This window comes from Anaerostipes sp. AF04-45 (assembly GCF_003461725.1).
GTDB lineage: Bacteria > Bacillota > Clostridia > Lachnospirales > Lachnospiraceae > Anaerostipes > Anaerostipes caccae.
In genome coordinates, this window is the sequence record NZ_QTXQ01000003.1 from 19453 (window position 1) to 38456 (window position 19004).

28 protein-coding genes and 1 pseudogene are annotated in these 19004 nt (G+C 44.3%); 1 reads left to right on the top strand and 28 read right to left on the bottom strand.

What is annotated here, in order from left to right; all coding sequences use genetic code 11:
- Nucleotides 1-3 precede the first annotated feature (3 nt).
- The 24 genes from rplF to hxlB all read right to left on the bottom strand — a co-directional run bounded on the left by rplF (nt 4) and on the right by hxlB (nt 13379).
- On the bottom strand, nt 4-546 hold the full coding sequence (gene rplF, locus DWV34_RS05130) for a 50S ribosomal protein L6 (RefSeq protein WP_006568500.1): 543 nt from the start codon (nt 544-546) through the stop codon (nt 4-6).
- A 259-nt stretch (nt 547-805) separates the two neighbouring features.
- Nucleotides 806-1207, bottom strand: coding sequence for a 30S ribosomal protein S8 (rpsH, locus tag DWV34_RS05135; protein ID WP_006568499.1), 402 nt, complete (start codon nt 1205-1207; stop codon nt 806-808).
- 23 nt (nt 1208-1230) lie between these two features.
- Nucleotides 1231-1416 (bottom strand): type Z 30S ribosomal protein S14, encoded by a 186-nt coding sequence (locus DWV34_RS05140; protein WP_006568498.1) that lies wholly within the window; start codon nt 1414-1416, stop codon nt 1231-1233.
- Nucleotides 1417-1430: 14 nt separating this feature from the next.
- On the bottom strand, nt 1431-1970 hold the full coding sequence (gene rplE, locus DWV34_RS05145; protein ID WP_009289943.1) for a 50S ribosomal protein L5: 540 nt from the start codon (nt 1968-1970) through the stop codon (nt 1431-1433).
- A gap of 23 nt (nt 1971-1993) precedes the next feature.
- Nucleotides 1994-2305 (bottom strand): 50S ribosomal protein L24, encoded by a 312-nt coding sequence (rplX, locus tag DWV34_RS05150; protein WP_006568496.1) that lies wholly within the window; start codon nt 2303-2305, stop codon nt 1994-1996.
- A gap of 12 nt (nt 2306-2317) precedes the next feature.
- On the bottom strand, nt 2318-2686 hold the full coding sequence (rplN, locus tag DWV34_RS05155; RefSeq protein ID WP_006568495.1) for a 50S ribosomal protein L14: 369 nt from the start codon (nt 2684-2686) through the stop codon (nt 2318-2320).
- A gap of 29 nt (nt 2687-2715) precedes the next feature.
- Nucleotides 2716-2970, bottom strand: coding sequence for a 30S ribosomal protein S17 (gene rpsQ / locus DWV34_RS05160; RefSeq protein WP_009289944.1), 255 nt, complete (start codon nt 2968-2970; stop codon nt 2716-2718).
- 20 nt (nt 2971-2990) lie between these two features.
- Entirely contained in the window at nt 2991-3194 is a 204-nt protein-coding gene (gene rpmC / locus DWV34_RS05165; protein ID WP_006568493.1) for a 50S ribosomal protein L29, read from the bottom strand.
- The gene (gene rplP / locus DWV34_RS05170) at nt 3184-3621 is read right to left on the bottom strand and encodes a 50S ribosomal protein L16 (RefSeq protein WP_006568492.1); all 438 of its coding nucleotides are present in this window, start codon (nt 3619-3621) and stop codon (nt 3184-3186) included. The genes rpmC and rplP overlap by 11 nt, the downstream gene beginning before the upstream one ends.
- A complete protein-coding gene (gene rpsC, locus DWV34_RS05175; protein WP_006568491.1) occupies nt 3621-4277 on the bottom strand; it encodes a 30S ribosomal protein S3 in 657 nt (218 codons plus the stop codon). Before rpsC ends, rplP begins: the two co-directional genes overlap by 1 nt.
- Before the next feature lie 12 nt (nt 4278-4289).
- The gene (gene rplV, locus DWV34_RS05180; RefSeq protein ID WP_006568490.1) at nt 4290-4679 is read right to left on the bottom strand and encodes a 50S ribosomal protein L22; all 390 of its coding nucleotides are present in this window, start codon (nt 4677-4679) and stop codon (nt 4290-4292) included.
- A gap of 33 nt (nt 4680-4712) precedes the next feature.
- Entirely contained in the window at nt 4713-4994 is a 282-nt protein-coding gene (gene rpsS / locus DWV34_RS05185) for a 30S ribosomal protein S19 (protein WP_006568489.1), read from the bottom strand.
- Between the two features lie 16 nt (nt 4995-5010).
- Nucleotides 5011-5853, bottom strand: a complete 843-nt coding sequence (rplB, locus tag DWV34_RS05190; protein WP_022260817.1) for a 50S ribosomal protein L2 — start codon at nt 5851-5853, stop codon at nt 5011-5013.
- 190 nt (nt 5854-6043) lie between these two features.
- Nucleotides 6044-6343 (bottom strand): 50S ribosomal protein L23, encoded by a 300-nt coding sequence (gene rplW / locus DWV34_RS05195; protein ID WP_006568487.1) that lies wholly within the window; start codon nt 6341-6343, stop codon nt 6044-6046.
- The gene (gene rplD, locus DWV34_RS05200; RefSeq protein ID WP_006568486.1) at nt 6343-6963 is read right to left on the bottom strand and encodes a 50S ribosomal protein L4; all 621 of its coding nucleotides are present in this window, start codon (nt 6961-6963) and stop codon (nt 6343-6345) included. Before rplD ends, rplW begins: the two co-directional genes overlap by 1 nt.
- A 23-nt stretch (nt 6964-6986) precedes the next feature.
- Complete coding sequence (gene rplC / locus DWV34_RS05205) at nt 6987-7616, bottom strand: 50S ribosomal protein L3 (protein ID WP_006568485.1); 630 nt, start codon at nt 7614-7616, stop codon at nt 6987-6989.
- 118 nt (nt 7617-7734) lie between these two features.
- Nucleotides 7735-8055 (bottom strand): 30S ribosomal protein S10, encoded by a 321-nt coding sequence (gene rpsJ / locus DWV34_RS05210; RefSeq protein WP_009289945.1) that lies wholly within the window; start codon nt 8053-8055, stop codon nt 7735-7737.
- A 350-nt stretch (nt 8056-8405) separates the two neighbouring features.
- On the bottom strand, nt 8406-8795 hold the full coding sequence (locus DWV34_RS05215) for an HI0074 family nucleotidyltransferase substrate-binding subunit (protein WP_009289946.1): 390 nt from the start codon (nt 8793-8795) through the stop codon (nt 8406-8408).
- A complete protein-coding gene (locus DWV34_RS05220; protein WP_009289947.1) occupies nt 8782-9084 on the bottom strand; it encodes a nucleotidyltransferase family protein in 303 nt (100 codons plus the stop codon). Before DWV34_RS05220 ends, DWV34_RS05215 begins: the two co-directional genes overlap by 14 nt.
- Nucleotides 9085-9309: 225 nt before the next feature.
- The gene (locus tag DWV34_RS05225; protein ID WP_022260818.1) at nt 9310-10254 is read right to left on the bottom strand and encodes an aldo/keto reductase; all 945 of its coding nucleotides are present in this window, start codon (nt 10252-10254) and stop codon (nt 9310-9312) included.
- 186 nt (nt 10255-10440) lie between these two features.
- Complete coding sequence (gene dhaL / locus DWV34_RS05230; protein WP_009289949.1) at nt 10441-11082, bottom strand: dihydroxyacetone kinase subunit DhaL; 642 nt, start codon at nt 11080-11082, stop codon at nt 10441-10443.
- Nucleotides 11083-11109: 27 nt separating this feature from the next.
- Complete coding sequence (hxlA, locus tag DWV34_RS05235; protein WP_009289950.1) at nt 11110-11736, bottom strand: 3-hexulose-6-phosphate synthase; 627 nt, start codon at nt 11734-11736, stop codon at nt 11110-11112.
- A 40-nt stretch (nt 11737-11776) separates the two neighbouring features.
- Nucleotides 11777-12772, bottom strand: a complete 996-nt coding sequence (locus DWV34_RS05240) for a dihydroxyacetone kinase subunit DhaK (RefSeq protein WP_009289951.1) — start codon at nt 12770-12772, stop codon at nt 11777-11779.
- 43 nt (nt 12773-12815) lie between these two features.
- The gene (gene hxlB, locus DWV34_RS05245) at nt 12816-13379 is read right to left on the bottom strand and encodes a 6-phospho-3-hexuloisomerase (protein ID WP_006568473.1); all 564 of its coding nucleotides are present in this window, start codon (nt 13377-13379) and stop codon (nt 12816-12818) included.
- Between the two features lie 216 nt (nt 13380-13595).
- Between hxlB and DWV34_RS05250 the strand changes: the two genes are divergently transcribed.
- Entirely contained in the window at nt 13596-14357 is a 762-nt protein-coding gene (locus tag DWV34_RS05250; RefSeq protein ID WP_006568472.1) for a DeoR/GlpR family DNA-binding transcription regulator, read from the top strand.
- A gap of 75 nt (nt 14358-14432) precedes the next feature.
- Here DWV34_RS05250 and DWV34_RS05255 read toward each other — a convergent pair whose 3' ends face one another.
- From DWV34_RS05255 to fabZ, 4 genes and pseudogenes are all read right to left on the bottom strand, one after another.
- A complete protein-coding gene (locus DWV34_RS05255; protein ID WP_009289954.1) occupies nt 14433-15494 on the bottom strand; it encodes an NAD(P)H-dependent flavin oxidoreductase in 1062 nt (353 codons plus the stop codon).
- A gap of 23 nt (nt 15495-15517) precedes the next feature.
- A pseudogene (locus DWV34_RS18080) lies at nt 15518-17183 on the bottom strand (acetyl-CoA carboxylase carboxyltransferase subunit alpha).
- Nucleotides 17177-18559 (bottom strand): acetyl-CoA carboxylase biotin carboxylase subunit, encoded by a 1383-nt coding sequence (locus tag DWV34_RS05270; protein WP_009289955.1) that lies wholly within the window; start codon nt 18557-18559, stop codon nt 17177-17179. Before DWV34_RS05270 ends, DWV34_RS18080 begins: the two are co-directional and overlap by 7 nt.
- A 13-nt stretch (nt 18560-18572) precedes the next feature.
- Nucleotides 18573-18995 (bottom strand): 3-hydroxyacyl-ACP dehydratase FabZ, encoded by a 423-nt coding sequence (fabZ, locus tag DWV34_RS05275; protein WP_118475594.1) that lies wholly within the window; start codon nt 18993-18995, stop codon nt 18573-18575.
- Nucleotides 18996-19004 lie beyond the last annotated feature (9 nt).

A 19004-nucleotide genomic window follows, 5' to 3' on the forward strand; every position in this document is an offset into this window, starting at 1 on the left:
CCTTTACTTCGCACCAGTCTTACCGACTTTACGTCTGATAACTTCATCAGCATATTTAATACCTTTTCCTTTGTAAGGCTCAGGTTTTCTTAATTCTCTGATTTCCGCAGCGTACTGTCCAACTTTTTCTTTATCAATACCTTTAACGATAATGATATTCTGACCGTCCATTTCAGTTTCGATGCCTTCTGGATCTGTCATTGCTACCGGATGTGAAAATCCAAGGTTGAAAGTGATTTCTTTTCCTTTTTTCTGTGCTCTGTAACCAACACCGTTGATTTCAAGCTTCTTTTCATATCCCTGAGACACTCCAGTCACCATGTTGGCGATCAAAGATCTGGTCAACCCGTGTAAGGATTTCATCTTCTTTAAGTCATTCGGTCTGGATACCACGATCTGGTTGTCTTCTAATTTAATTTCCATTTCCACCGGAAGATTCTTTTCCAGTGTTCCTTTAGGACCTTTTACAGTCACTTTGTTTCCTTCTTCAATCTTAACCTCAACTCCCTGAGGGATATCGATTGGCAATCTACCTATACGAGACATAGGTTACCTCCTTAAATTGTCGGAAAGGACTGGGCGTCCTTTCTGTTTTCAGAATTCGTTTTATTATATAATATAAAGTTTAACAATAAGATAAATTCAAGTTAAAAAATTTGTTTGAAGCTTACGCAAGCCTTTTGTAAGGAAGTTCGGTTCACTAAATTCGGCCTTCGCCTGCAGCTCGCCCTCATTAAGTTCCTCCGAACGACCTTCGCACTAACCTCAGTCTGCGCTAACGCTTGACTTCGCTAAGTGCTCTAGGTCACCATACAAACGCAAGTACTTCTCCGCCTACGTGTTCTTTTCTTGCTTCTTTGTCTGTAAGAACACCTTTGTTTGTTGAAATGATTGCCACTCCAAGTCCGCCTAATACTTTAGGAAGTTCTTCTGAGTTGGCATATACACGGAGTCCTGGTTTAGAGATTCTCTTAAGACCTGTAATGATCTTTTCACTCTTATCCTGGCCGTACTTTAATGTGATAACGATGTTGTTATATGCACCTTCTTCTTTAATGTCGAATGCTTTGATGAAACCTTCTTTTAAAAGGATTTCAGCAATCGCAACCTTCATCTTAGAAGCAGGAATTTCTACGGTATCATGTTTCGCAGTGTTTGCATTACGGATTCTTGTAAGCATATCTGCAATCGGATCGCTCATTGTCATTGTTTGTTCCTCCTTCCCTATTCTTACCAGCTGGCCTTTTTCACGCCTGGAATCTGTCCTTTGTACGCTAACTCACGGAAGCAGATTCTGCAGATTCCGTATTTTCTCAAGTAAGCATGTGGACGTCCACAAATCCTACAACGGCTATATTCTCTTGTTGAAAACTTCTGTTTTCTCTGTTGCTTTAATACCATTGACTTTCTAGCCATGGGAACCCTCCTAACTATTTCTTAAACGGCATACCAAATAAGGTTAATAATTCACGAGCTTCTTCGTCTGTGTTGGCTGTTGTAACAAAAATCACATCCATACCTCTGACTTTATCCACTTTGTCGTATTCAATTTCCGGGAAAATTAACTGTTCTTTGATTCCTAATGCGTAGTTTCCTCTTCCATCAAAAGAGTTCTGGCTTACACCCCTGAAGTCACGTACACGAGGCAGTGCCAGGTTGATCAGACGATCAGCAAACTCGTACATTCTCTCGCCTCTTAATGTAACCTTGCATCCGATCGGCATTCCTTCTCTTAACTTGAAGTTAGCAACAGATTTTCTTGCCTTGGTTACGATCGCTTTCTGTCCGGAGATCGTTTCCATATCTGCAACAGCAGCATCTAAGAGCTTTTTATTTTCTTTTGCTTCACCAACGCCCATGTTGATCACGATCTTCTCGAGCTTTGGTACCTGCATAATATTTTTATATCCGAATTTCTTCATCATGGCTTCCATGATTTCGTTGGTATACTGTTCTTTTAATCTACTCAACTGTCCGAAACCTCCTCTCTTTATTAATCAATCACATCTCCGGTTGCCTTTGCAACACGGACTTTTTTACCGTCTTCTACTTTGTAGCCGATCTTTGTAGCTTTTCCGTTATGAACGAACATCACGTTGGAAATATGGATCGGGCCTTCTTCTGTCACAATACCGCCCTGCTGGTTCTGTACGCTTGGTTTGGTATGTTTAGTAAGCATATTAGCACCTTCAACGATGACAGTATTCTTCTTGTGGTCGATTGCAACAACTTTGCCTTCTTTACCCTTATCTTTTCCAGCGATGACTTTTACAAGATCGCCTTTTTTAATTCTAATTCCTGACACAGTGTTTCCTCCTTATAATACTTCTGGTGCTAATGAAACAATCTTCATGAATTTTTTGTCTCTGAGCTCTCTTGCCACTGGTCCAAAGATACGAGTTCCTCTCGGGTTCATATCCTCTTTGATAATAACTGCAGCGTTTTCATCAAATCTAATATAAGATCCGTCTTTACGGCGGGCACCTTTTTTCGTACGAACAACAACGGCTCTTACTACATCACCTTTTTTTACAACGCCACCTGGTGTTGCATCTTTGACCGTAGCTACAATAATATCGCCGATGTTAGCATATCTTCTAGTGGATCCACCTAACACTCTGATGCAAAGGATTTCTTTTGCTCCAGTGTTGTCAGCCACTCTAAGTCTTGACTCCTGTTGAATCATGCTGTTTCTCCTTTCCTAATGGAACAATCCTATTTCGCTTTTTCGACTACTTCCACAAGTCTCCATCTCTTGTCCTTAGAGAGAGGTCTTGTTTCCATAACTTTAACTCTGTCTCCGATACGGCATTCATTATTTTCATCATGAGCTTTTAACTTGTAAGTTCTCTTCACGATTTTCTTATATAATGGATGTTTTACATTATCTTCGATTGCAACTACGATTGTCTTATCCATCTTGTCGCTTATAACTTTCCCGACACGGGTTTTCCTCAAATTTCTTTCCACAACAAATTCCTCCTTTCGATTTAAGCGTTAGCCTTTGCTGTAATCGCTCCCTGGATACGAGCGATGTTTCTTCTAACTTCTTTGATTCTGCTTGTGTTCTCAAGTTGATTTGTTGCATTCTGGAATCTCAAGTTGAATAATTCTTTTTTCGCAGCTACTAGCTCTTTGTTTAATTCATCAATAGATTTATTATTTAACTCTTTTACAAATTCTTTAGTTTTCACTGTTGTCACCGCCTTCTAAAGCTTCACGAGAAACAATTTTACACTTAACAGGTAGTTTATGAACAGCAAGACGTAAAGCTTCTCTTGCAACTTCTTCACTTACACCAGAAATCTCAAACATAACGCGTCCTGGTTTTACAACTGCTACCCAGTATTCCAAGTTACCTTTACCTTTACCCATTCGAGTTTCAGCAGGCTGTGCTGTCACTGGCTTATCAGGGAAAATCTTAATCCAAACCTTACCACCACGCTTGATGTAACGGGTCATAGCGACACGGGCTGCCTCGATCTGGTTGGATCTGATCCAAGCCGGCTCTGTTGCCACGATACCGAATTCTCCGTAAGTGATTTTATTACCGCGAGTCGCTTTTCCGCGCATGCTTCCGCGGAACTGTTTACGGCGTTTTACTCTCTTAGGCATTAACATTATTTATTTCCCCCTTCCTGCTTTTCTTTCGTCGGAAGAACTTCACCATGGTAAATCCAAGTCTTAACTCCGACTTTACCATAAGTTGTGTCTGCTTCAGCAAATCCATAATCGATGTCTGCACGGAGTGTCTGCAGAGGAATTGTTCCCTCGCTGTAGAATTCTGTACGGGCCATATCAGCTCCGCCTAAGCGTCCTGAAACGGATGTTTTAATTCCCTGTGCTCCGGATCTCATCGTTCTCTGCATGCAGGACTTCATAGCTCTTCTGAAAGAGATACGGTTCTCTAACTGCTGTGCGATATTTTCTGCAACTAACTGTGCGTCTTTGTCCGGTCTTTTTACTTCTTTTACGTCGATTAACAGCTTCTTGTCTGTCATCTTCTGGAGTTCTTTTTTCAGTTCTTCAATGGCAGATCCGCCTTTTCCGATCACTACTCCAGGTTTTGCTGTATAAACGATCAATTTTACTCTGTCGGAAGCTCTCTCGATTTCGATTCTGGAGATTCCTGCATTGTATAATTTTTTCTTTACATATTTTCTGATCTTATCATCTTCAACCAGGTTATCTGCAAAATTGCCTTCTGCATACCATCTGGAATCCCAGTCTTTGATAATACCAACTCTTAAACCATGAGGATTAACTTTCTGTCCCATTATTGCCTCCTTCTATCTTTCGTCAAGCACAACAGTGATATGGCTCATACGGTGTTCGATTCTGTATGCCCTTCCCTGTGCCCGAGGTTTAACTCTTTTCATTGTTGGTCCCTTGTTTGCATAACACTCTGCAACATAAAGGTTTTCCGGATTCATTCCATTATTATTTTCTGCATTGGCAATTGCAGACTTTAATAATTTTTCGATTAAACTAGATGCGTATCTTGGGTTATATAATAAGATACCAAGTGCTTCCTGAACGCTCTTTCCTCTGATCGCATCCAATACGAAACATGCCTTAGTAACAGACACTCTGGCATTGGATAAGGTAGCGCTGGGTCTCGTATCTTTTTGTGCATTTCTTTCTTTTTTGTACTGAGATCTGCTGTATTTCTTAGCCATGGATTGTGAAACCTCCTTCCGTTCCTCTATCGATTATCTGATTCCTGATTTCTTTTCTGCTTTTGTATGACCACGGAATGTTCTGGTCGCAACAAACTCTCCGAGTTTGTGTCCAACCATATCTTCTGTTATATATACAGGCACATGCTTCCTTCCGTCATGTACGGCAATTGTATGCCCTACAAAGGATGGGAAGATTGTGGAACGGCGGGACCATGTCTTGATGACATTTTTGTCTCCAGCTTCGTTCATTGCATCAACTTTTTTCAATAAGCTTGCATCCGCAAATGGTCCTTTTTTCAGTGAGCGAGCCATAAGTTACCTCCTTAAACTATTTAACGTTTTTACCGTCTCTTCTTCTAATGATCATCTTGTTAGACTGTTTGTGTTTCTTGCGTGTCTTCAAACCAAGTGCCGGTTTACCCCAAGGTGTACATGGACCCGGACGGCCGATACCAGTCTTACCTTCACCACCACCGTGCGGATGGTCATTAGGGTTCATAACAGAACCGCGGACTGTAGGACGGAATCCCATATGGCGTTTACGTCCCGCTTTACCGATGTTTACGAGGTCATGTTCGATGTTTCCAACCTGGCCGATCGTAGCTCTGCACACAACAGGAACCATTCTCATCTCTCCTGACGGAAGACGAAGGGTTGCATACTTTCCTTCTTTCGCCATAAGCTGAGCGGAGTTACCCGCGGAACGAACTAACTGTCCGCCTTTTCCAGGATACATTTCGATATTGTGGATTTCTGTACCTACCGGGATGTTTGCCATCGGTAAGCAGTTTCCAACTTTGATCTCAGCGTCCGGACCGTTCATAACTGTAGCACCTACAGCTAATTTGTTCGGAGCGATGATATAAGCTTTTTCACCGTCTGCGTATGTGAGCAGTGCGATGTTTGCTGTTCTGTTCGGATCGTATTCGATAGCTGTTACTGTTGCCGGAATACCATCTTTTCTTCTCTTGAAGTCGATAATTCTATATTTTCTTCTGACTCCGCCTCCGCGGTGTCTTACTGTAATTTTACCCTGATTATTACGGCCGGCTGTCTTCTTTAAAGAAGTTGTCAGAGATTTTTCCGGTGTGCTCTTTGTCACATCTGTAAAATCTAACCCGGTCATATGTCTTCTGGAAGGTGTATATGGGTTATATGTCTTGATTCCCATGTCTTTCTCCTTTCAATTCCAATTTAATATCACGCTTTTGTTGCGTATAGATTCAATAAAATATATTAAGGTAGTTACACTCGACTAGCGTTCAGCTTTCGCCTGCGGCTCGGCTTCACTGAGTCTCGGTAACGGCTTTCGCACTAAGCTCATGCTGCGCTTTCGCTTGCACTCTCTAAGTGCTCAATGCCTATAACCCCTCAAAAATCTCGATATCTGCGCTTTCTTCTGTCAACTGTACGATCGCTTTCTTTGTCTTAGCGGTCTTTCCAAAAGTCATTCCACGTCTTTTTGTCTTTCCGTCGCAGTTCATTGTGTTGACTTTGGCAACCTTTGTTCCTTCGAACATCTTTTCCACTGCTTCTTTAATCTGAGATTTTGTTGCAGTCGGATGAACTAAGAAAGTGTATTTTTTCTCTGCCATTGCATTCATACTTTTTTCAGTTACAATCGGCTTTAAAATAACGTCATAATATTTGATGTCTGCCATTATGCGTACACCTCCTCGATATTTGCTACTGCTTCTTTAGAAACAACAACGGTATCATATTTTAAGATATCATATACGTTGATGGTGCTTGTGAGAGCAGTTTTTACTCCAGGAATGTTTCTTGCGGATAAGATTAAGTTGTCGTTCTTATCTCCCATGATAACCAACGCTTTTTTTACATTTAAGTTGTTTAACATGTTTGCAACATTCTTTGTCTTTACATCGTCAAATTTGAACTCATCTACTACGATGAACTTATTTTCATTGACTCTGGAAGTTAATGCGGATTTCAGAGCTAATCTTCTTTCCTTCTTATTTAACTTCTTAGAATATTCTCTCGGTTTCGGAGCAAATACAACTCCTCCGCCTGTCCACTGCGGAGCTCTGATAGATCCCTGTCGTGCATGACCGGTCCCCTTCTGTCTCCAAGGTTTTCTTCCGCCGCCGCGTACTTCTGAACGTGTCTTCGCGCTCTGTGTACCCTGACGGTTATTTGCTAACTGGCTTACAACTGCCAAATGCACTAAATGCTCATTTATTTCAACACCGAAGATGCCGTCGTTAAGATTTAATTTCTCAACTTCATTTCCTTCCATGTTTAACACAGATACTTCTGCCATCTGATTGTCCTCCTTCCCTAGGCCTACGCCTTCACTGATTCTTTTAACATTACTAAAGATTTCTTAGGTCCTGGTACAGCACCTTTTACCAAAATAATGTTATTTTCCGCATCAACCTTTACTACTTCGAGATTCTGGATGGTAACTCTTTCAGAACCCATCTGTCCCGGCATTTTCTTCCCTTTGAAAACTTTGCTCGGATCAGAAGCCATACCATTGGAACCTGCATGACGGTGATACTTAGAACCATGTGTCTTAGGACCAGTACTTAAACCGTGACGTTTGATACCACCTGCATATCCTTTACCTTTGGATGTAGCAGTTGCATCGATTTTATCTCCTGCTTCAAAAATGTCAGCTTTGATTTCCTGACCTACTGTGTATTCAGAAGCATTTTCAAATTTGAATTCTCTCACGAATTTTTTAGGTGCAACACCTGCTTTGTCGAAGTGTCCCTTCTCCGGTTTGTTTACAGACTTTTCTTTCTTATCTGCAAATCCGACCTGAACTGCTTCGTAGCCATCGTTTTCTTCTGTCTTTACCTGAGTAACGACACAAGGCCCAGCCTGCAGTACAGTAACCGGTGTTAAAACTCCGTCTTCGTTAAAGATCTGAGTCATTCCGACTTTTGTTGTTAAAATCGCTTTTTTCATTGATATTTCCTCCTATTTAATCTACAGCGGATTATAACGCTTGACGTTAAAATCATCCTAGACGCTATGAAAGCTTAAGGGGATTCCTTATTTGTTCATAACCCTGCGGGATAACTTCCTATTTTGTTTTCATCTTGATATCGATGTAAACACCAGCCGGTACTTCTAACTTAGATAATGCATCGACTGTCTTCTGTGTTGGTGTGATGATGTCAATCAATCTCTTGTGAGTTCTCTGCTCGAACTGTTCTCTGGAATCTTTGTACTTGTGTACTGCACGGATGATGGTAACTACTTCCTTCTTTGTCGGCATCGGTACCGGTCCGCTCACCTTAGATCCTGTTTTCTTTACTGTTTCGATGATACTCTTTGCTGAAGCATCGATTAATTGATGATCATACGCTTTTAATGTAATTCTCATTACTTGACTTGCTGCCATAAAAAAAGCCGCCTCCTTTTCGCACTATAAATTTCTTGTAGCACGACAAGTGGTGACTGTACACTCCTCCGTGTGTATCGTAAGATTTACACACTGCGTCTCTATCTTTAAATATTAAAAATAGATTGTAATATTCGTACAGTGACTTGTCGCCAGTTTTAACAACTTGACATTCGCTCCACGGAAAACCTGCGCCGGCTTTTGCCGGTACAGCAACCTCTCGCTTCACCGCTATCAAGGTCACAACGATTTGATTATATCTTATATTCTTTCCCATTGCAAGGGATTTTTTTGTTTTTTTCAGGAAACAAAAATAAAAACATATATTATAGAAGAAACACGGTCAAATATCAGAACCAGTTTTCTTTGATTTCCGATCTGAGTTCCCGAAACATGACGACATACCGTTCTTTGGTCTTCTTTACAATATCCATGGCAATCGCCTGATTATATGCATGAGCAACATTGTTTCTGGATACCAGAGCCTCCAGCCAGACTTCCTGATCTTTTATTAAATTCACACTATAAGCAAGTTTTATAATACTGCGGGGTGACCCTGTGGCTGCCTCTTCTATTCCATTTTCAGATAAAACTTCCTTGACTGCCTTCCAAAACTGTTCAAAACAAATTTCATAAAGCGCCACCAGTCCAGTCAATACGACAATGTCATAGGGTTCTTCATATTTATAAATGTCTTCAAGATTGTCCAACGCTTTACAGAAGTTATCAAATTTTTTCATAGATCACGATCCCTTCCTGATAAATCCTATCTTTTAGTTCCTCCTGTACCGGCAGACTTAAATCTACGATATCATACATCAGCAGCGTAGAAGTCTCCTCATCCACTGCCAGTGCAAAGTTATTTGTATCTCCACCCAATACTGCCAGGTCAATATCACTTCTCTCATGGTAATCTCCACGGGCACGTGACCCAAATAAGATTACTTTTTGAATATTGTAATCCACTGCTAATTGTCTGATCTCTTCTATTACTTTTTTCTTTATACCGCTTGTTTTCATTATATCCATGTATTTGATTCCTATTTATGGTTTTCTCTTTTTCCACTAATGTAGCATATATATTTGAGGAATGCAATTTAACGATTTTGATTTCTGCACTTCGCAGTCTGCAGTTAACAACTCAAAAAAGAAGGACGGGCTGTGCCGTCCTTCTGCCTACATTATTTTACGTCCATTTTCTTCATGATTGGAGCAAGACATTCTAAGAGCCGAACGGAAATCATGAAGAAAATGTCACATGTAATTTCCGAATTTGTCTCTCTCCGGCTCTTTTCCTGCCGCGATCATCTCATCCAGCAGAGGGAACCGGTAGGTTCTCGGATCGTCTCCCACCCGGATCTGCTTTTCGGTAAGCTTCTGCATCTGTTTCATCTCTTCATCCGTCAGCCGGAAATCAAAGATCTCCATGTTCTGCCTGATTCTTCCCTCATTTGAGGATTTCGGTATCACACCGAATTGATTTTGCACAAGCCAGTGCAGGATCACCTGTGCCGGAGTCTTTTCATGATTCTCTGCAATCTTTAGAATCACCGGGTCTTCCATCGGGCTTTTTAATTGTACTCCTGTCTCTCCGGCTTTTGCAGTCTTTGCGTCCTTTCTGCTCTCTCCCCCTGCCATAAGCGGACTCCACGCAACCGGAAAGATATCATGGCTTCTGCAGTATTCAACGATCTCGTACGGCTGAAAATAAGGATGCATCTCGATCTGATCTACCATCGGCATAACGCCTGTTTCCTGGGCACAGGTTTCCAGATGCTCCGGATAAAAATTGCTTGCTCCCACTGCCCGGAGCAGCCCTTCCTCATACATGCGGACCAGAGCTTTCCATGTAGGGACGTACATGTCCTCTCCGGGCCAGTGAACCAGAAACAGATCCAGCTGTTCTAAACCAAACCTCTTAAGAGACGCCTCAACGGCATATAAAGTATTATCATAACCCTGAAAACGGTTTCTCACCTTTGAAGTTACAAAGAACTCTTCTCTCTTCCTGCCGGAACGGCGGATTCCCTCTCCGACCGCCTCTTCATTTAAGTAAACCTGCGCCGTATCAATTGCTGTGTAACCTGTGTCCAGCGCATATTTCACCATCTGAGAGCACTCCTCACCTTTCAGCTTCCACGTCCCAAACCCCAGGTACGGCATCTCTACACCGTTGCTCAATTTTCTTGTTGGTATCATCTGATTTCCTCCTTATCCCACATATATATGATATTTGGTTATTAGGTCTATAAATAGTATAACTTATTGCAGTCAGCAGATCTATTATAATCTGCTGCAAAAAGGCCGCCCGCCGGTTTCCCGGCATGACAGCCTTTCCTGAATAAGAAATCCCTCAATCTCTCACATAGTGTATCTCAGACAGATTTATTTGAGCAGCCCGATTGCCGCTTTGCCGATACCCGTCACAATGAAATAACAGCTTGTGGCTCCTGCATCCAGAACTCCTCTGGACCGTTCTCCCAGACGGCTTGCCCGTCCGATCTTTGCCACGAGATCTTTTGTAGACTGCCACCCTTTTTCGGCAGCCTCATTCATTGCCTCCAGGCACTGCGCAAACTCTTTGCCTTCTTCTTTTGCTGCGATAAAAGCTTCCTTGGCCGGAACCAATGTATCGATCAGAGATTTATCACCCACCTTCGCAGGACTGATCTCCTGCAGGCCTTCCACAGCGTTGGTAACCATTTCGCCAAACACCTCGGCGTCAATCTCCTCAGCGTCTTCACAGGCCATTGCCATCTCATCAAACAGCATACCGTACAGCGGTCCCATGGACCCGCCGATATCGTCGAGAAGAGTCTCCCCAAGGATCGATAAACCTTCACTCAGGTTATAAGTCTTTCCCTTGAGTTTATCTTCGCACATCGTAAACCCTTTGTTCATGTTAATACCATGATCACCGTCGCCGATCTTCCCATCAATTTCGCTCAGATAATCTCTCTGCTCCTGAATGGTCTTGATCAGCTGGTCTACAATAATACCTGCATCTGCATTTTTAAAACTAGCCATAGTACTTTACCTCACTACTTATGTATTTTACAGCATTGCGTCTTTGATTGCTTTTGCTTCCGCTACCGGATCATCCGCATGACCGATTGCTGATCCTACAATAATGATCTCCGGTTTTAATGCCACATATTTGTCGATGGTCTTACTGTTGATTCCTCCGGCTACGGCAATCTGAGCTTTTTTTGCATGCTCAGTCATAACCTGAAGATCCTGGATCGGCTCTCTGCCTGCCGCCTGCTGGTCAGCTCCGGTGTGAACTGCTAAAATATCGACTCCGATCTCTTCCATCTTTGCAATTCTGTTCGGAAGGTCTTCTACACAGATCATATCCACAACAAGCTTTCTCTCATAATCTCTGGCAGCCTTTAAAGCCCCTTCGATCGTCAGATTGTCAGATACTCCAAGGATTGTCGCATAAGCTGCACCGGCTTCATATGCATAGCTTGCTTCCAGGTATCCGCCGTCCATGATCTTTAAGTCTGCAAGAATTTCTTTATCCGGGAAGAAACGGTGGAATTCACGCACTCCGCGCATTCCCTCATCCATGACAAACGGCGTTCCAATTTCAATGATATCAACGTGTTCTGCAACCTTATCTGCAAATCTCAAGGCATCTACTAACGGCATTTCGTCTAAAGCTAACTGTAATTTCATAATCAGGTTCCTTTCCTATCTAAATAATGTTGTCAATGACTTATTTTAAACCCGGCGCTTTGGCATCATAGTCCAGAAGCTCTTTTAACTCTTCATCAAGCTTCATAACCGTAAGTGCCGCACCATTCATATCCAGTGATGTCACATAATCTCCGATCAGCACCTTATAAATAGAAAGTCCCTGATCCTTAAGATACGCTTCAATTTCATCATAGAGTACGTATAATTCCATGATCGGTGTTGCTCCCAGACCGGATAAGAGCACTGCCACTTCAGCACCGTTTTCCGGTTCCAGATCATCGATCACTGCCTTTGCCATATCCTTTGCGATCTTTTTGGCAGGCTTTAGTTTCTGAACGTTGATCCCCGGTTCTCCGTGATGTCCGATTCCGAATTCCATATCGCCTTCTTTAATATCAAAGTTCGGATGGCCCACAGCCGGTATTGCGCATGGACTGAGTCCCACACAGATACTTCTAGTGTTGTCCACTGCTTTCTGAGCCAGTTCGATCACTTCATCCAGGTCAGCTCCCATGGCAGCCTTCGCTCCCGCAGTTTTCCACATGAAGACACCGCCTGCGATTCCATGGCGTTTTTCCTTTGTCTCTTTCGGGGAAGATGCCACATCGTCTGTCGCAGTCACATATTTTACAGTGACTCCCTGTTTTTTTGCTTTGCGGATTGCCATTTTTACATTCATGTTGTCCCCGGCGTAGTTACCAAACAGGCATGCGACACCTTTTCCTGAGTCTGCCGCCATAAATGCATCATAAAATGCCTGGGCAGACGGAGATGAAAACACCTCTCCGACAGCTACCGCATCCATCATATTTTCTCCCACATAACCAAGGAATGCGGGCTCATGGCCGCTTCCGCCTCCGGTTACCAGACCTACTTTACCTTCTACCGGCGTATTTTTATACTGAACTACCCTGTCATTTGTTTCATTCTTTACAATCAGATCATCATGGGCTTTCAAGAAGCCTTTCAGCATATCCTCAACAACATAATCCGGATTATTTACAAATCTCTGCAATTCTTTTCCTCCTCTTTGAGTTTCAAAATGAACTGGACAATTTTTATTCTAAGTTTGTATGTCTTCCCATCATTTCTTCGCTTGTCTGCCCAAGATCGCTCATCAGATTCATGATGATACTGTCATAGGTCAGCCAGCTCATCTGCTCGAACAGATTTCCCATCGGCTGATTGGACTCTGCCAGGTTCTTTTCTCCTTCTGCCTTCTTCGGTGTAGAGCCGGGAACTGTCACGATAACGTCTGCCATCTCTCCGATGGTATGAGTCGGGAACATAGTAACGGTTGCAATCCTTGCCCCTACCTTCTTTGCTTTTTCTCCCATAACGATCAGGCTCTGTGTTGTTCCGGAACCGGATCCGAGTATGATCAGATCTCCTTCTTTGATCGGCGGGCAGGAGATCTCTCCCACAAAGTGTACATCAAATCCCATATGCAGCAAACGGTTGGTAAATCCTCTGGCTGCCAGCCCGGAACGCCCTGCTCCTGCCAAAAAGATTTTATTTGCTTTCTTAATTTCATCTGCCAAACCCTGGATTTCTTCTTCTTTAACCATTCCTGAAAACTTTGAAAGTTCGTCCGTGATGATCTTTAAATTGACTGCTTCCATCCTATTCTCCTTCTTCTTGTTATGTGGCAATATGTTTTTATATTGTGGCGTTTTGTTGCTTTATGCTTTCATTATAGATTCATAATCCAATAATGTCAACATAATATTTTGCTTTTTTTGGAGTTTTGCATGATTTTGTGCTGTATAAATTTGACTTTCACTTAAAAATGCAGTAAACTATGCTTAAAACAGCTTGATTCACGAAGGAGACACAGGATGGGCAAATTAATCGCGGCAGAACGCCATAAAGAAATTATAAGATTATTAAACAGCAATGGAAGCGTAAAGATCAGCCAGCTGGCCAAGCAGTTTCAGGTATCCAGGGAAACGATACGGCGGGATTTACTTCATTTAAATGAAATAGGAGCGGTAAAAAAAAGTCACGGCGGCGCAACTTCTGTCTATGAACTGCAGCCGCTTCCATGGGAATCCAGGGTGAGGGAAAAGCTTCCATTAAAAGAAAAACTCTGCGAACGGGCAATGGAATTTATCGGTGACGGCAATGTCATATTCCTGGACTCCGGAAGTACGATCTTCTGCCTGGCCGGGATGCTCAGCAAAAAGTCAGGCTACACCATCGTGACCACTTCCCTGGAAGCCGCATATGCTTTGGTACACAGCAGCAACAAGGTCATCCTCACCGGAGGCATGCTGAATCCCAACAGTATGGCAGCCGAAGGATTCCAGGCCACGAGCCTGATTAATTCTCTTAAGGTCGACATTGCATTCCTCGGCACCAATGGCTTTGAGCAGCACAAAGGGCCGGCCGTATCCGATTTTCAGGACGCCCAGACGAAACAGGCCATCATACCCAATGCCAGAACCAATGTAGTGATCGCTGACAGCTCCAAGGCTCAGGCATCTTCCCTCATACAGTACACAAGCTGGCATGATATTGACCATCTGATCATCGACAACGACATTCCCGGAGATGTCCTGAGCAATATACAGGAAATGACCGATGTGGTCTTGGTGTGAAGACTGCTCTGAAACAAAAAATCTCTGCAAAAGGCAGTGAATCCTTTTGCGGAGATTTTTTGTTCGCTTAATCTTTTATTTTATATAGCTTCCAATCACATCTTTTACCGTGCTGATCTTATGACACTTCCACGCATCAGCCCCGCAGAAGATCAATCCATCATCAATGTTTCCTCTGACAGCCTCGATCAGGCGCTCCGTGATGCAGTAAACTGTCTCACCGGGATTGCAGGCAGACATACAGTTAAAACAGTGCTTCGGCTTGATCCTGCCTTCTCTCTGGACGATTTCCATAAATTTATTTTTGATGGCCCGCCCCGGCATTCCCACCGGACTCTTTACGATTGTGATATCTTCTTTTTTGCAGTTAATATAAGCTTCTTTATACCTGATATCAGCATCACATTCCTCAGTGGTGACAAACGGAGTGGCAATCTGCACGCCGGAAGCTCCCATAGAAAGACAGTGCTCCATGTCTTCTTTGGAAGAAACTCCTCCCGCCACGATAACCGGAATGTCTTTTTCATACTTTTCTTCATATGGTTTTACCATGTCTATGATCTCACGGATCGTATCGTCATAGTTTTCATAAGTCTCATCGCTGACAAGCTCTTCGTATTTAAATCCCAGATGACCTCCGGCCTTCGGCCCCTCGATCAGAAGCGCATCCGGCGCCGTCTGATGTTTTTTATCCCACATCTTGAGAATCACCCGCGCCGACTTTTTCGGGGATACGATCGGGACAAGCTTTGTCCTGCTTCCCTTTGCCAGAGCCGGAAGCTCTGTCGGAAGTCCCGCGCCTGAAATGATCAGGTCAATGCCGTTTGCAATCGCTTCCTTTACATAGTTGGCATACAGCCTTGTGGCTACCATAATGTTTATGCCGATGATACCGTCGGGCGCAATCTCTCTGGCCTTCCTGATGTGTTTTTTCATGGCACGCATGTTGGCCCCCTCAGGGTCCTTCTCAAAATCCGGCTCGTCGTATCCGATCTGAGCCGCCGACAGCACACCGATGCCGCCCTCTTTTGCAACAGCTCCCGCAAGGGAACTCAAACTGACACCTACGCCCATTCCCCCCTGTATAATAGGGATTTTCGCAACCAAATCCCCGATCTTTAATGGTTTCACTTCCATTACCTCCGTGGTCTTTCTTTCACTTACATCTTTCTAAAGCGCTGGTATCTCTCTTCTACAATCTCTTCCGGCGTTTTCTTCCTATATCGTTTCAGGAAATCAACAATCATCTCTCTGATCTCCTCTGAAAGTTCGATAATATTATCAATGCTTGCAGGTTCGGGTTCTCTGATAACCTTCTCGATCACTCCGAGTTCCTTTAAATCTGCCGCTGTGATCTTCATTACTTTTGCAGCCTCGGATGCTCTGCTTCCGTCTTTCCACAAAATACTTGCAAACCCTTCCGGGGAAAGGACTGAGTAAGTGGAGTTTTCCATACTCCACACCTCATTGCCGACAGCCATGGCGATGGCTCCGCCGCTGCCGCCTTCTCCGATCATAATTGAAAGGATCGGAACTTTCAGGGAAGACATCTCATAAAGGTTCCTCGCAATCGCCTCACCGATACCGCCCTCTTCAGCTTCGATGCCGCAGAAGGCTCCCGGCGTATCCACAAAACAGATGACCGGACGGTGAAATTTCTCTGCCTGGCGCATGAGACGCATAGTCTTCCTGTAGCCTTCCGGGGAAGGCATTCCGAAGTTCCTTTTTATATTTTCTTTTGTAGAACGGCCTTTCTGCTGTCCGACAACTGTGACCGGAATCCCGTCTATGGATGCCAGCCCTCCTACGATCGCCCCGTCATCGCCAAATAAGCGGTCTCCGTGCAGAGACATATAACGGTCAAAAATCGTTGTGATGTAGTCCAGGCTGGTCGGCCGCTCCGCTGACCTGGAGATCTCGACTCTCTCCCATGGTGTTAAATTATTATGACTCATAACAACAACTCCTTATAATGGTGGCAAGCACTTTCCGCAGGTTCTTCCGCTCAACGATCTTATCCACAAATCCGTGCTCCAGCAGAAATTCAGATCTCTGGAAACCATCCGGAAGCTTCTGTCCGATGGTCTGCTCGATGACTCGCGGCCCTGCAAATCCAACCAATGCTCCCGGTTCCGCCAGTATGACATCTCCCAGCATGGCAAAACTTGCAGTCACTCCTCCGGTCGTCGGATCTGTCAGTACACTGATATACAAAAGTCCCGCCTGGTCATGTCTTCTCAAAGCCGCCGATGTCTTTTCCATCTGCATCAGGGAAATGATTCCCTCCTGCATCCTGGCTCCTCCCGAACATGTAAAAATAATGATCGGGATTCTCTGATCAGTTGCTCTCTCGATGGCCCTTGTGATCTTTTCACCAACGACCTGGCCCATGCTGCCCATCATAAAATCAGCGCTCATGACTGCAATGGCCGCTTCACTGCCCCCAATCTTTCCTTTTCCCGTGATCACCGCTTCTTCCAGATTGGTCACAGATTTCTGGTGCTCCAGCTTTTTCAAATAGCCCGGAAACTCCAGCGGATCGGACGTGGCAAGTCCGGTGTCCCACTCCTCAAAGGTATTGCGGTCCAGGACCATGGCGATCCTTGTTCTCGGCCGTATTCTGAAATAATTTCCACAGTGGGGACAGATATAATAATTTTCAATAATGTCTTCGTTATAGACCGGCTTTCCGCAGTCACTGCATTTTTGGAACAGCCCTTCCGGCGCCTGGTATTCAAGCAGGGTATCTTTGGCTTTTTTTACCCGTTCCGCCTGCTTTTTCTCCTGAGGTGTCAATGTTCTTTTCTTAAACATTTCTTTTAACATGATGCTTCACCCTGGCTTTCTGTCTCTTCTTCCCGTTCCTTCTGGAACCTTTCAATAAATCCGGTATCTACATTTCCGTCAATAAAATCCTGATGATTGATGATGTCATACTGGTAATCAATGTTCGTCCTGATGCCTTCCAGCACCAGCTCTCCCAGAGCATTTCTGAGCTTCCTCAATGCCAGTTCACGGTTTTTGTCATATACGATCAGTTTTGCAACCATCGAATCATAGAACGGAGGAATCTGATAACCGGTAAACAGGGCAGAGTCAATGCGCACACCCTTGCCGCCCGGAAAATGTACGTTTGTAACGGTTCCCGGACTCGGCCTGAAATCGTGTTCCGTATCCTCTGCATTTACCCTTACCTCGATGGCGTGTCCGGAGATATGGATATCCTTCTGCTGATAAGTCAGATACCTTCCCGCCGCAATGCGAATCTGTTCCCTGATCAAGTCTATGCCGGTGACCCATTCCGTGACCGGATGTTCTACCTGAATCCTGGTGTTCATCTCAATGAAATAGAAATTCCCGTCCTGGTCCTTCAGGAATTCAATGGTGCCTGCGCTGTAATATCCGGCCGCTTTTGCCGCTTTGACTGCAATGGCTCCCATCTTCTCTCTGAGTTCTTTGTTAATGGCCGGTGACGGTGACTCCTCGATCAGCTTCTGATGACGTCTCTGGATGGAACAGTCCCTCTCACCCAGATGAACTACATTTCCGTATTTATCAGCCAGAATCTGAAATTCGATATGTCTCGGATCACGGATATATTTTTCAATATACATGGTGCCGTCTCCGAAAGCATTTTCTGCTTCCCGCTTTGCCGTTTCAAATATATGTTCAAACTCTGCGGAATCTTCGCAGATCCTCATGCCCTTGCCTCCGCCGCCTGCGGATGCCTTGATCATGACAGGATATCCCATCTCATCGGCAGTCTTCCTGCCCTCCAAAGCTTCATAAACCGCATCTTTGGTCCCCGGCACAACCGGAACACCCGCTTCCATCATCGTCTTTCTGGCAGAAGATTTATCCCCCATCTTGTCAATGATTTCTGCGGAAGGCCCGATAAAGGATATGTTGCACTTTTCACACATGCGGACAAACTTGCTGTTCTCCGATAAAAATCCGAATCCCGGATGAATGGCATCCGCTCCTACCGCCATGGCAGCTCCAATGATCCTTTCCATATCCAGATAGCTGTCCTTTGCAGGCGCAGGACCGATACAGACGGTCTCGTCCGCCAGCTGTGCGTGCAGAGCCTCTTTATCCGCCTCGGAGCAAACCGCTACAGAAAGGATGTCCATCTCACGGCAGGCCCGGATAATGCGCACCGCGATCTCTCCTCTGTTTGCAATTAAAATTTTCTTAAACATACGACGCTTCCTCCTAGCCGATCATGAATGTGATTTCGCCGGACACGACGACCTTTCCGTCCACCGTTGCGGTTCCCTTGCCGACGCCTACCGGTCCTTTCACCTTGATCATCTCTACTTCCAGATTCAGCACGTCTCCTGGTACGACTTTTCCGCGGAATTTTGCCTTATTGACTCCGCCTAAAAATCCAATCTTTCCTTTATTCTCTTCCGCAGAAAGGCAGCACACGGCTCCCACCTGAGCCAGTGCCTCGATGATCAGCACACCCGGCATCACCGGCTCCTGCGGAAAATGTCCCGCAAAGAACGGTTCATTGTATGTCACGCATTTTTTGCCCACTGCCCTTTTTCCGACTTCCATTTCCTCAATCCGGTCAACCAGAAGAAACGGGCTCCTGTGTGGGATAATATTCATAATTTCTTTAATATTCAGCATATGTTTCCC